The 13066-nt window shown below is 48.5% G+C and carries 10 protein-coding genes; all 10 read left to right on the top strand.

Annotated elements, in window-relative coordinates; translation table 11 throughout:
• The first annotated feature begins 83 nt into the window (after positions 1-83).
• Positions 84-443 carry a winged helix-turn-helix transcriptional regulator gene (locus tag OM416_RS10245; RefSeq protein WP_062833989.1) on the top strand — a complete coding sequence of 120 codons (360 nt, stop codon included), beginning with the start codon at positions 84-86 and terminating at the stop codon, positions 441-443.
• Positions 444-813: 370 nt separating this feature from the next.
• Positions 814-2616, top strand: coding sequence for an oligoendopeptidase F (pepF, locus tag OM416_RS10240; RefSeq protein ID WP_264929113.1), 1803 nt, complete (start codon positions 814-816; stop codon positions 2614-2616).
• A gap of 108 nt (positions 2617-2724) precedes the next feature.
• Entirely contained in the window at positions 2725-3240 is a 516-nt protein-coding gene (locus OM416_RS10235) for a DUF2500 domain-containing protein (RefSeq protein WP_264929112.1), read from the top strand.
• Positions 3241-3475: 235 nt separating this feature from the next.
• Entirely contained in the window at positions 3476-4969 is a 1494-nt protein-coding gene (locus OM416_RS10230) for a rhamnulokinase (RefSeq protein ID WP_264929111.1), read from the top strand.
• Between the two features lies 1 nt (position 4970).
• A complete protein-coding gene (locus OM416_RS10225) occupies positions 4971-5732 on the top strand; it encodes a DeoR/GlpR family DNA-binding transcription regulator (RefSeq protein WP_264929110.1) in 762 nt (253 codons plus the stop codon).
• Between the two features lie 113 nt (positions 5733-5845).
• Positions 5846-6574 carry a (Fe-S)-binding protein gene (locus OM416_RS10220; protein WP_264929109.1) on the top strand — a complete coding sequence of 243 codons (729 nt, stop codon included), beginning with the start codon at positions 5846-5848 and terminating at the stop codon, positions 6572-6574.
• Entirely contained in the window at positions 6571-8088 is a 1518-nt protein-coding gene (locus OM416_RS10215; protein ID WP_264929108.1) for a LutB/LldF family L-lactate oxidation iron-sulfur protein, read from the top strand. The genes OM416_RS10220 and OM416_RS10215 overlap by 4 nt, the downstream gene beginning before the upstream one ends.
• The gene (locus OM416_RS10210; RefSeq protein ID WP_264929107.1) at positions 8078-8803 is read left to right on the top strand and encodes a LutC/YkgG family protein; all 726 of its coding nucleotides are present in this window, start codon (positions 8078-8080) and stop codon (positions 8801-8803) included. Before OM416_RS10215 ends, OM416_RS10210 begins: the two co-directional genes overlap by 11 nt.
• A 215-nt stretch (positions 8804-9018) precedes the next feature.
• Positions 9019-9573: a glutathione peroxidase gene (locus OM416_RS10205; protein ID WP_264929106.1), complete on the top strand. Its 555-nt coding sequence runs from the start codon at positions 9019-9021 to the stop codon at positions 9571-9573.
• Positions 9574-9868: 295 nt separating this feature from the next.
• Positions 9869-13042, top strand: coding sequence for a bifunctional cytochrome P450/NADPH--P450 reductase (locus OM416_RS10200; RefSeq protein WP_264929105.1), 3174 nt, complete (start codon positions 9869-9871; stop codon positions 13040-13042).
• Positions 13043-13066 lie beyond the last annotated feature (24 nt).

Below are 13066 nucleotides of genomic sequence, written 5' to 3'. Positions count from 1 at the left end.
CGGAAAGCTTATCTCGTGTGAAGTGTCCCCGTGATATGCGTGATATACGCGATATAAGATTGAAGATGAGGGGGCTCGGAGCCATGGCAGCCGAAGTGAAGGAACGGATTAATTTGAAAGAAATCAATTGTGAGAAGGAATTGACCCTTGCGGTGATCGGTGGCAAATGGAAACTGATTATTTTGTGGCATTTGGGTCTGGAAGGCACCAAACGTTTCAGTGAGCTGAAACGCCTAATCCCTCATATTACCCAGAAGATGCTGACCAACCAGTTACGTGAGCTGGAGGAAGACAAACTGATTGAGCGTAAAGTGTATGCAGAAGTCCCTCCACGGGTGGAATATACGTTGACAGATCACGGTCAAAGCCTGATGCCTGTCCTGCACGCAATGTATAACTGGGGTAAAAACTATGGCGAAAATGTAATCTGGAAAGAAAGCTAAATAAGTAAGATCTATAATGAACCGCAGGGCAAATGGATTCTTCCATTACCCGGCGGTTTTTTCGTTGCTTTTAAATTTTGGTCAGTGGATCAATAGTTTACTCCAAACGCAGCGGGCAGAAATAGACTTAAGAAGCGAAGCGTTCGCCTTTATCACCGGATTTTCACCTTTGAAAAAGTGAATCAAAAAATCCGGGGATAACAGCGATCGAAAGGCTATTCTGCCAGCGGAGTAATATGGAGTAACCCGTTTGTCTGCTCTACCATAAATCCATACCAAAAGTCTCATTGTTCGCAGATGTCATGTATAGATGCGCGGAATATGATACGATGAGAGATATTGGAAAATGCAAGGAGGATGACAACTAAAGATGGAAAAAATACGTACACGTGCTGAGGTAGACCAGGAAACGACTTGGGATCTGAGAGACTTATTTGTAACGGATGAAGAGTGGGAGCAGGAGCTTCGATTACTTCCTGAGGCTGCTGCACAGATTGAAACGTTCAAAGGGCGTCTGGGCGAAGGCGCTGAGCAATTGCTGGCTTGTCTGGATGCGCGTGAAGCTTTGCAAGAGCGGATCGGCAAGACGGCTTCCTATGCCCGTTTGAAGCAATCAGAGGACAGCACCAATCCAGTGAATATTGAGAATTCAGCCAAGGCAGGAGATATCCTATCGAATCTGTCGTCGTCCTTGTCTTTTGTCAATTCGGAGATCGTTGATCTGCCGGACGGAACAGTGGAGCGTTACCTTGAAGAACTTCCGGGATTGGAACCGTACGCCAGCAGTTTGAAACGTTTGATTCAAGAAAAAGCACATCGGCTCACACCGGAGACCGAGAAGGTACTCGCTTCACTCGGAGAGGTACTGGATTCGCCATATCGAATCTATCTGCGCGGTAAACTGGCAGACATGACGTTTGACGATGCCCTCGATGGAGAGGACAATAATCGTCCGTTATCTTGGTCATTCTATGAAAATAATTATGAGATGTCGTCCGATACGAAGCTGCGCCGTTCTGCTTATGCTGCGTTCAGCTCGACATTGAATGAGTACAAAAATATGTTCGCAGAAGGTTATGCAACCGAAGTGAAGAAGCAGGTTGTTTTATCCAGACTGCGTGGTTACGACGATGTTACAGATATGCTTCTCAGCCCACAGCAAGTGAGCAAAGAGATGTACAATAATGTGCTCGATATTATCCAGCAGGAACTCGCACCTCATATGCGCAGACTGGCAGCTCTCAAGAAACGCGAGCTGGGTCTGGACAAGCTAATGTTCTGTGATCTGAAGGCCCCGCTTGATCCTGAATTTAGCCCAGCCATTACATATGATGAGGCGTGCACACTCATTCGTGAAGCACTTGATGTGCTTGGGCCGGAGTATGGCGAGATCGTAGAGCGCGCATTCAGTGATCGTTGGGTGGATTACGCAGATAATGCAGGCAAATCCACAGGGGCATTTTGCTCTTCTATATATGGTTCGCACTCCTATATTCTAATTTCATGGGCGAACAATATGCGTGGGGCATTTACGCTTGCGCATGAAGTAGGACATGCAGGCCACTTTATGCTCGCGGGACGTTACCAAAAGCTCACGAATACACGCCCATCTCTTTATTTTATCGAGGCACCGTCGACCATGAATGAAATGCTGCTGGCAGATCATCTATTGAAGCGTTCCGATAATCCGAGAATGCGTCGTTGGGTCATTTTGCAACTGTTGAATACGTATTACCATAACTTCGTTACCCATCTGCTGGAAGGGGAATTACAGCGCAGGGTGTATGCACTCGCAACCAATGATGAGCCCATTACGGCGAAGACATTAAGTCAGCTCAAAGGAGACATCCTCTCCGAATTTTGGGGACCTGATCTGGTTATTGATGAAGGGGCCAAACTCACGTGGATGAGACAACCTCATTATTATATGGGACTATATCCATATACCTATGCGGCAGGCTTGACGGCTTCCACAGCGGCTGCACAGCAGATCCGGGAAGAAGGACAGCCAGCTATAGATCGCTGGCTTGAAGCACTCAAAGCCGGTGGAAGTCTCACGCCGCAGGAGTTAATGAAGCTCGCGGGTGTGGATATGTCCGGACCTGAGCCGATTCGTTCTGCAGTTGCTTATGTCGGCAGTCTGGTCGACGAACTTGAACGTCTGTATTCTTGATCTGGTTCATATAGTATACGGACAAGGCAGAACGGGTTGTCTGCATGCACCGCCTTCCTTGCGTGGGGCGGTGCATCTTATTTTGCAAGGGGAAAGGAACGATGATGAATGGCGTTAACAAGCGTGTCCTCATCGATCGGCCGATTAAGCGTAGATGGCTTCGGTGTGTTTGACGACATGAATGGAGTACCGGGTTTTGAGGGCAATCAGGGTGGCTTTTTTTCGGGATTCAATGAGTTTGCTGCAATGAATGCATTTGCTTCGATTTTCATTGGCGCCATATTTCTCATCATTGCGGGAGTTATTGTTTTTGTTATTATTTCAGGCATACGCTCAGGGGGATCAAATAACGCGGCAGCTTTGTTAACCCTTCATTCTACGGTGGTGGCTAAACGAACGGAAGTCTCAGGTGGAAGCGGGGATAGCAGTGCGACTACTCGTTATTATGCTACATTTGAATTCGACAATGGGGAGCGGACTGAACTATTTGTTGGCGGAAACCATTATGGCATGATGGTGGAAAATGATCGAGGGATGCTGACGTATCAGGGCACACGGTTCAAGCATTTTGAGAGAGATGTACAGCCCCAGTCGGGGGTAAGCAAAGGTCAATTTTATACGTAAAAAAAGAACTGCGGCTCCTCCCAGGTGGGAGAGAGTCGTTTTTGGTATGCCTAAAAGAAAGAAAAACCGAAGGGTATTCAAACGCTTACAATGGTGATATACTCGTAAAATAAAGTAAAACAGTATTAAACAAAAACAAACAAACAATAAATACAGAATAAAGTACAGCGTTACGGACTGAATCAAGAGATACCGTTTGGAAAATAGGATGGGTTCGAAAGGTTGGTGAAGCGCGGTGAGTGTGCTGGCTTATGATTTGGGCGCCGGGAGCGGGAGAGCGCTACTGGGACATCTGAATGATCGAGGGATCGAAACGAGCGAAATTCATCGGTTCAAGAATGAACCGGTGAAGGTTGGCGAGCGGATGCACTGGGATATTCTGCGATTGCATCATGAATTGTTGCAAGGGCTTACGCTTGTGAAGCAGCAGGGGGAACAGCCGGAGAGTCTGGGGATCGATTCCTGGGGCGTTGATTTCGGTCTGCTCGGCAGTAACGGGGAGTTGCTGGGTAATCCGTATCATTACCGTGATACACAGTTTAACGGCATGATGGATCAGGTACGGCAAGAGCTGACCTCTCAGCGAATCTTCCAACGTACAGGGATTCAGTTTCTTAGCTTTAATACCCTGTATCAATTGGCAACGCTTCAACGTAGTGGCTCCCCGTTGCTTCATGAAGCAGAGCGTTTTCTCATGATTCCGGATTTGCTACGTTATTTCCTGACCGGAGAAGCGGTGAATGAGTTCACGAATGCAACGACAACGCAATTATACAATCCATCGGTGGGGCAGTGGGACAGTGAGTTGCTGGCGCATATTCGCATTTCGGAAAAACTGTTCGGTGAAGCGGTGATGCCCGGCACCCGTGTTGGACAGTTGCGCAGCAGTATCTGTAATGATCTGAGTCTTTCACCGATACCGGTGATCGCGGTTGCAGAGCATGATACCGGTTCGGCCGTTGTGGCTGTTCCTGCAACGGAACGTTCATTTGCTTATCTGAGCTGTGGGACCTGGTCACTGATGGGAACGGAGATAGATCATCCTGCGATAAGTAGCCAGAGTCTGGCCTTGAACTTCACGAATGAAGGCGGGGCGGGCGGAACATTCCGTCTGCTCAAGAACATCATGGGACTGTGGATTTTGCAGGAAAGCATGCGGGAGTGGGAGCGCCAGGGGCAGGGAATTAGCTATGATACGTTATTGGCGAAGGCGGAACAGGCACCTCCATTTGCCAGTTTGTTTGATCCGGATGATGAACTGTTCATGCCAGCAGGAGATATGACGACCCGTATACGCCAGTATTGTCGTGATACAGGGCAAGTGGTGCCAGAGGATCAAGGTGCTATTGCCCGGGCAATTCTGGAGAGTCTGGCATTGAAGTATAGAAGAGTGCTGGAATGGACGGAACAATTGTCGGGACAGACGTTCAACGGATTGCATATGGTCGGTGGAGGTATCCAGAACCGCCTGTTATGTCAGTGGACTGCAAATTCCATTGGCAAACCGGTATGGGCGGGACCGGCAGAGGGAAGTGCAATCGGGAATATGGCTGTGCAATGGATGGCAAGCGGAGCTTTTAAGGATATCTGGGAAGCCCGTAAGGCCATTCGTGATTCATTTCCGGTAACTGCATATGAGCCGCAGGACAGGTCAGTTTGGGAAGATGCTTACGGCAAATTTCTGCATGTGACGGCTTCATCTAATTCACAAGCGGGGAGTGAGGTGTAACATGCTGGCAGCCGAGCGGTATGACCGGATTGTGGAGATGGTGAATGTAAAGGGCAGTATGCGTGTATCCGAGCTTAGTGAGCGCTGCCGGGTGACGGAGGAAACCATCCGGCGCGATCTGGATCGGCTGGAACAGTCAGGACGACTGCGCCGCTCTCACGGTGGTGCAGTGAGTGTGAAGGAAGATCAACCGGAGATCCCTTACCGGATCAGGGAGACAACTCATGCGGAAGAGAAGAAGCGGATTGCACAAGCGGCTCTGGCGATGATCAATCCGGGTGATCGCATTCTGTTGGATGCCAGTACAACGGCAGGCTATATGGCTGCGAATATGCCAGATTTTCCGCTGACGGTCTTAACCAATTCGATTCAGGTAGCCACGGAACTGAGCAGTCGTGACGAGGTTGAGGTCATCTCAACGGGGGGCCAGCTGGCATCTCGCTCGTTGTCCTTTGTCGGACCGCTCGCGGAGCGTTCTTTGGAGACGTATCATGTGGATAAATTGTTCTTGTCTTGCAAAGGCGTACATCTTGAAGGCGGCGGAATCAGTGAATCTAACGAGCTTCAGGCAAGGCTGAAGCAGAAGATGGTTGGCATATCCGATCAAGTCATCTTGCTTGCAGATGCCAGTAAATTTGGTGTTCGTGCTTTTGCCCGGGTGTCCGGGTTAAATGCAGTCCATACGATTGTTACCGATCAGCCATTGGAGGCTGAACAGACAGACCGTTTGAGCGGATACGATATAGGGATTATTACGGTTTAAGCTTTTACAATCTGCGGATAACAGCGATCGGAAGGGTATTCTGTCATCGGAGTGTCCAGTGTAAATATTCTTAGTCAATTTATCTACTAATCAGTTAATAGGAGCGTGTAATTATGAAGGTCTCCTTATTCATTACCTGCCTCAGTGATGCCATCTATCCTCGAGTAGGGGAGGCCATGGTCAGATTGCTCGCCGCTCATGGCGTTCGGCTGGATTTTCCGCCGGTTCAGACCTGCTGCGGTCAGCCTTCCTACAATAGCGGGTACTGGGATGAGACTCGGGTAGCGGCCAAGACAATTCTTGAAGCGTTTGACGAAAGTGATTTTGTAGTCTGTCCATCCGGATCGTGTACGTATATGATTCATCATTATCCCGAACTGTTCGCGGACGAACCGGTATGGCTGGAGAAGGCAAAACGATTGGAAGCCAAAGCCTATGAGTTTACTCAGTTCCTTGTTCAGGTACTCGGGATAACCGATCTGGGCGCACATTTTCCGCACAAAGTAACCTATCATCCATCCTGCCACGGCAGCCGTCTGCTTGGTGTAAAGGATGAGCCGATGGCGCTGCTCTCTCAAGTAAAAGGTCTGGAATTGGTTCCACTTCCATTCGCTGAGGATTGCTGTGGGTTCGGGGGTACGTTTGCTATTAAAATGTCCGATATTTCAGGAGCGATGGTAACGGAGAAGGTCGATCATGTCAAAGAGACACAAGCCGAAGTACTGGTTGGGCTGGATATGGCCTGTCTGATGAATATCGCAGGTAATCTGCGTTATCGGAATGAACCGGTGCGTGTGATGCATTTGGCGGAACTACTGTATGAGGGGGTGCGAACAGGATGAGCCAACCGGGAGTTATGGATACTACGGTCAAAGAACGTGCCGGACTGGCCTTGAATGATGATTTTCTGCGTAAAGCGGTCAAATTCACGACAGAACGATTGCGTAACGGGAAGAAGTCTGCCTCAGAAGAACATGGAAACTGGGATGAGTGGCGGGAGCGTGGCCGACAGATTCGTCTGCATACGATTGCGTACCTTGATTATTATCTGAATGAATTTGTGAATAACGCCCGTGCGAATGGGGTTCATATTCATTTTGCAGATACATCGGTGGAAGCAGCCGCAATTGCGCTGGATATTGCAGCGCATAACCAAGCTTCTACGGTGGTGAAATCCAAATCGATGGTGTCGGAAGAAGTACATCTGAATCATGTGCTGGAGTCGGCGGGCATTGAAGCCATCGAGACCGATCTGGGTGAATACATCATTCAACTGGCAGGCGAAGCCCCTTCTCATATTGTCATTCCAGCCATCCATAAGAACCGCTATCAGATCGCAGAGTTGTTATCCAAGGAAGCGGGCGAAATTCTGGAGCCGGACACGACGGTACTTGCCGGATTTGTTCGCAAAAAGCTGCGCGAGAAGTTCCTCGAAGCGGATATCGGCATGACCGGTTGCAATTTTGCGATTGCAGAGACAGGTTCCATGGTTTTGTTCGAAAATGAAGGCAATGCCCGTATGGTATCCACTGTTCCCAAAACGCAGATTACACTCATGGGCATGGAGCGGATCATCCCGTCGTGGACGGATCTGGAGGTCATGGCAACCTTGTTGCCGCGCTCTGCAACAGGTCAAAAACTCACGATGTACATGTCAGGCATCACAGGTCCTCGTCGTACAGCGGATGCGGATGGGCCGGATGAAATGCACATTATTATCGTGGATAACGGTCGATCCCTTCAGCTCGGTGATCCCGAATTCCAAGAACTGCTGAATTGTATTCGCTGCGGCGCGTGTCTGAATGCTTGCCCGGTATATCGCCATATTGGAGGTCATGCTTATGGTGGAACCTATAGTGGACCGATTGGAGCGGTACTGACACCTGCACTCAATGGCAACATTGATGAATGGAACGACATTGCTGGTGCCTCTAGTCTTTGCGGAGCCTGCTATGAAGCATGTCCGGTCAAAATTCCGCTGCATGATATGCTCGTTTATTTACGCAGACGCAAGGTAGAGGATGGTCATGGAAACAAAATGGAAAGCATGGGCATGAAGGGGTTTGCCGCCGTGGTGTCCAATTCGAAACGCTTCAGTGCGGCCATACGTCTGGGACAGATCGGGCAGAAGGCAGTTGTACGCAACAACGGCATTTCTCTCAAGCTGGGACCACTCAAAGGCTGGAATAATTATCGGGTTGCCCCAAGTCTCGCCAAGAAATCCTTCCGGCAGCAATGGAACAAGCTGGATCAAGAATTGAACCAGGAGCAACCAACCATGAATTCTTCCGTTCGCAGCCGCATGGAGCAGATTATTCGTGAACGAGAGGAAGGGGAGGATAAGCATGGTCACTGAACATCAGCAATGGCTCGCGCAATTGGAGAAGAAGTCCATGGAGCAACAGGAGCAGTTCATGAATGACATTGCTTCGAAATTGAGAAGACCAAGGCAACGGCATGCGCCGACCCAACCCTTTCGGGGAGCACCCGACTTTTGGACTGAGCTGGAATGGGATGAAGAGGAGCGTATTCAAGCATTTACGGATAACTTTGTGAGTGTAGGCGCCCACATTGCCCGGGTTCAGAACATGGAAGAAGTATCTCAATTCATTGCCAACAAATCTCATGAGCTGAGTACCAAATATATCATTCGCCAAAATGAACAGGCGCTAAAGGATCTCGGATTGGAAGAGAAGTTACCGGATGTGCAGATCTCAGTCTGGAATAGTCAAGCAGATGAGAACTGGAGGGCACGTGCAGCTGAGGCTGATATCGGTGTGGTCATGGCGGATTATGCAACAGCATACACAGGTTCGGTCACTGTACTTTCTTCACCGGAAAAAGGTCGGTCAGTGAGTCTGTTGCCTACGGTACTTATCATCATTATTCCAGTGGATCGACTGTACACCAGACTGGGTGAGACGCTGGATCGATTTGACGAAGCGGGAAGAGAGAATCTTCCGGCAGGCATTCACTTTATTTCAGGGCCAAGCCGCTCTTCCGATATTGAAAATGATTTAACCATTGGCGTACACGGACCAGGTATTGTATATGGTTTGATTATGGGCTAACCATGTGTTGAGCGTGATGGCCAATCATGATTTTCATAACTGTCCTAGATGCAGAATTCGTCTGCTAAGGGCAGTTTTTTTGTTTGCATTTTTATAGTTAAAAACTATTAATATTATACTGATTATATATTTCACCTATTAATAATGACGGTGTATAATTCATCTCAAGAGAGAATTTATATGGGATACGAAAAAGAAGAGGAGGAGAAATACATATGAGTATATTTTCTTATCAGGTTCCGTTCATGGACGGCCACGAGGGTGATTTTTCTGCGTTGAAAGGCAAAGTACTGCTTATTGTGAACACAGCCAGCCAGTGTAGCTACTCCCGCCAGTTCAGTGAACTTCAGCAAATATATGACAAATATCGTGATCAGGGGCTGGAAATTCTGGCATTCCCGTGCAACCAATTTAACGACAAAGAACCTGGCAGTAGCGCAGAGGTAGCCGAATATTGCAGAAGTCAGTTTCAGATATCCTTTCCGATTTTGGAGAAGGTTGAGGTCGTTGGGCAATCGGCGCATCCAGTGTTTCGTTATCTGATTGAAGAAGCACCATTTCAAGGCTATGATCTGGCCACGAAGGAAGGAAAGTGGATGGACACTTTTGTGAAGGAGAAGCATCCAGAATTGTATCAAGGAGACGGGATCAAATGGAATTTCACCAAATTTCTGATTGACCGTAGTGGGGACGTCCATGGACGTTATGAAACGACAGTTGCTCCAATAGAGATGGAGTCGGTTATTCAGAATCTGTTGAAGAAATCATAGGTATACCGCAATCCCTGTCCTGAGGTCCTATGACTTTGGGACTGTTGAAGATTAGAACTGGAAATGTTAGGGTAAAAGAAGATAACCAATGCATACATTTTTTTTATTCAAAAATGACCAATATACCATTTTGGTCAGTTAGTTCTCTCGTGGTTTTATAGTTATCTGGATGAAATATGAAAACGTGCAAAAAATAACTTGAATGTGTTGTTCTGAAGAAGTGTAATCGCTTCTGTAGTCACGTCATTATTTTTTAGTTGTAGAACTCTTAACTTGGAAAGAAGGAGTGAGTGTCATGCCACCAATTTCAGTGCCTCAACCGAAAACATTTGGCCCGCTGGGCAATTTGCCGCAATTGAACTTTGAAGAACCGGTGCAATCCTTGGTGAAACTGGCTGAAGAATATGGACCGATCTTTCGTATGGAGTACCCCGGGCGAAGTGAATTGTATATTTCCGGTCACGAACTGGTCGCCGAGGTAACAGATGAATCCAAATTCGACAAACGGGTGTGGGCACCCCTTGCGAAGGTTCGTGCTTTTGCAGGAGATGGACTATTTACGAGTTGGACCGAAGAACCGAATTGGAAAAAAGCCCATAACGTACTGCTGCCAAGCTTCAGTCAACGTGCCATGCAGGGATATCACAACAAAATGATTGATCTGGCTGTGCAGCTGGTTCAGAAATGGTCACGCTTGAACCCGGATGAGACGGTTAACGTTCCGGATGATATGACACGGCTTACGCTCGATACGATTGGCCTATGTGGGTTCAACTATCGGTTTAACAGCTTCTATCGGGAAGAACCTCATCCATTCATTACAAGTATGGTTCGTGCGTTGGATGAATCCATGAGTTCATTGCAGCGACTGCGTCTGCAAGACAAGCTGATGATCACCAAAAAGAAACAGTTTGAACAGGATATCCGTTCCATGTTCTCCTTGGTGGATCACATTATTGCTGAGCGTAAAGAGAAACCTCAGGAAGGGGCAGACGATCTGTTGTCCCATATGCTCAGCGGCAAGGACCCGGAAACGGGAGAAACACTGGATGATGAGAACATCCGTTATCAGATTATTACATTCCTGATTGCTGGACATGAGACCACAAGTGGACTGTTATCCTTCGCCGTCTATTATCTGATGAAGAATCCGGAGACGCTAGCTAAAGCTCAAGCTGAAGTGGATCAGATTCTGAAAGATCCAGTTCCAACGTACAACCAGGTTCGCAATCTGAAGTACGTTCGTATGGTTTTGAATGAAGCATTGCGATTATGGCCTACAGCTCCAGCATTTTCCCTGTATGCAAAAGAGGACACGGTACTTGCGGGTCAATATCCTTTGCAAAAAGGAGACAGCGTCAGTGTACTTATTCCCAAGCTGCATCGTGACCGCGAAGCCTGGGGAGACGACGTAGAGGAATTCCGCCCGGAACGGTTCGAAGATCCGAGCAAAGTGCCGCATGATGCCTATAAACCTTTTGGTAACGGTCAACGGGCATGTATTGGTCAGCAATTTGCACTTCAGGAAGCAACGCTGGTACTGGGCATGGTGTTGAAGCATTTTGACTTCATAGATCATTCTGATTATCAGTTAAAGGTAAAAGAAACCCTGACGCTCAAACCGGATAACTTCACAATTCGTGTACGTGCGCGTGGGGGGCAGCCAGTCATGGCTGTTCCGGGTTTAGCGGTCGAAGAACCGACGCCAGTTGCCAAAAGAACAGAGCCGGATGCGGCGAATGCCCATCACACACCAATGCTTGTTCTGTACGGTTCTAATCTGGGTACCGCGGAAGGTATCGCGCGTGAAATTGCCGATACTGCCAGATATCAGGGATTCCGCAGTGAGGTTGCTGCGCTGGATGATCGCGTTGGTAAACTGCCGAAAGATGGTGCCGTTATTATTGTCAGTGCATCCTATAACGGTCAGCCGCCAAGTAATGCCAAGATGTTCGTTGAGTGGATTGAACATGCGGACGCCAATGAATTTAAAGGTGTGCGTTTCGCCGTTCTCGGATGCGGTGACCACAACTGGGCGAGCACCTATCAGCGTATTCCGCGTTTAATAGATGAACAATTGTCTTCCAGAGGAGCAGAGCGGTTATCACCGCTGGGTGAGTCAGATGCCAGCGGAGATTTCGAGAAACAGGTGGGGGACTGGACAGAGCAATTATGGCCGGATCTCGCACGAACGATGGGATTGAAGTTAAATACAAGCTCCAATAGCGAACGCAGCTCCCTATCTGTACAGTTTGTCAGTGGGCTCGCCGTAACCCCGCTTGCGGATACGTATGATGCTCATGTGGCAGAAGTACTCGAGAACAGGGAGCTTCACGACGCGGGCAGTGAACGCAGCACACGTCACCTGGAGATCAAATTGCCTGAAGGCATAACCTACAAGGAAGGGGATCACCTGGGCATTCTGCCTCAGAACCCACCGGAGCTGGTGGAACGTGTATTGCGTCGTTATGGATTCACCGGAACGGAGCATCTCGTTCTGGATGCATCCGGTCGGAGTGCCGCGCATCTGCCGCTGCATCAACCGGTTAACCTGTATGATCTGCTCAGTCATAGCGTTGAGCTTCAGGAGGCGGCAACTCGTGCGCAACTGAGAGAAATGGCAGCATACACCGTATGTCCACCGCATAAGAAGGAACTTGAAGCGCTGCTTGATGAATCTGTGTATATGGATGAAGTTCGGAATAAACGGATCTCCATGCTGGATTATCTGGTGAAATATGAGGCATGTGAACTGCCGTTTGAGCGCTTCCTTGAATTATTGCCTTCACTGAAAGCCAGATATTACTCGATCTCCAGTTCACCGCGTGTTCAGCCCGATCAAGCGAGTATTACGGTCAGTGTTGTGCGTGCCCCGGCATGGAGTGGGCAGGGAGAATACAAAGGCATTGCGTCCAACTATCTGGCTAACCTGAAAGCGGGTGACGAGATCGTCATGTTCACGCGGACACCGGAATCGGGTTTCCAACTGCCGGAGGATCCACAGGTTCCTGTCATTATGGTAGGGCCGGGTACGGGTGTTGCTCCATTCCGTGGTTTCCTGCAGGCAAGACATGTATTGAAGGAACAGGGTCAAGAGGTTGGCGAAGCCCATCTGTACTTTGGATGCCGGAATCCCGAGCATGATTATTTGTACAAAAATGAATTGGAAGCAGCCCAGCAAGAAGGGCTTGTAAAACTTCATACGGCCTTCTCCCGTGTAGACGGGGAGGATAAATGTTATGTACAGCATCTGATGAGAGACGATGCCCGTCATCTGATTCCTTTGCTTGAAGAAGGTGCGCATCTGTATATCTGCGGTGATGGTAGCAAGATGGCACCTGATGTAGAAGCTACACTCCAGCAGGCATACGCTGATATTCACGGCAACTCCGCGAAGGAAGCAGAAGATTGGCTTATTCAGCTTCAGCAGGAAGGTCGTTATGCCAAGGACGTATGGACAGGCATCTGAACTAAACATGTGAAGGATCAGCTT

Source organism: Paenibacillus sp. LS1 (assembly GCF_026013365.1).
In the GTDB taxonomy this organism is placed as follows: Bacteria; Bacillota; Bacilli; order Paenibacillales; family Paenibacillaceae; genus Paenibacillus.
The sequence above is the reverse complement of the archived record's forward strand: the minus strand, read 5'-3'. Positions and strand labels throughout refer to the sequence as shown.

Excerpts from the sequence above, each read along its gene's own strand:
- pepF (WP_264929113.1), top strand. The coding sequence starts at position 814 with ATGGAAAAAATACGTACACGTGCTGAGGTAGACCAGGAAACGACTTGG.
- OM416_RS10210 (WP_264929107.1), top strand. The coding sequence starts at position 8,078 with ATGGTCACTGAACATCAGCAATGGCTCGCGCAATTGGAGAAGAAGTCC.
- OM416_RS10245 (WP_062833989.1), top strand. The coding sequence starts at position 84 with ATGGCAGCCGAAGTGAAGGAACGGATTAATTTGAAAGAAATCAATTGT.
- OM416_RS10215 (WP_264929108.1), top strand. The coding sequence starts at position 6,571 with ATGAGCCAACCGGGAGTTATGGATACTACGGTCAAAGAACGTGCCGGA.
- OM416_RS10205 (WP_264929106.1), top strand. The coding sequence starts at position 9,019 with ATGAGTATATTTTCTTATCAGGTTCCGTTCATGGACGGCCACGAGGGT.
- OM416_RS10200 (WP_264929105.1), top strand. The coding sequence starts at position 9,869 with ATGCCACCAATTTCAGTGCCTCAACCGAAAACATTTGGCCCGCTGGGC.
- OM416_RS10235 (WP_264929112.1), top strand. The coding sequence starts at position 2,725 with ATGGCGTTAACAAGCGTGTCCTCATCGATCGGCCGATTAAGCGTAGAT.
- OM416_RS10220 (WP_264929109.1), top strand. The coding sequence starts at position 5,846 with ATGAAGGTCTCCTTATTCATTACCTGCCTCAGTGATGCCATCTATCCT.
- OM416_RS10225 (WP_264929110.1), top strand. The coding sequence starts at position 4,971 with ATGCTGGCAGCCGAGCGGTATGACCGGATTGTGGAGATGGTGAATGTA.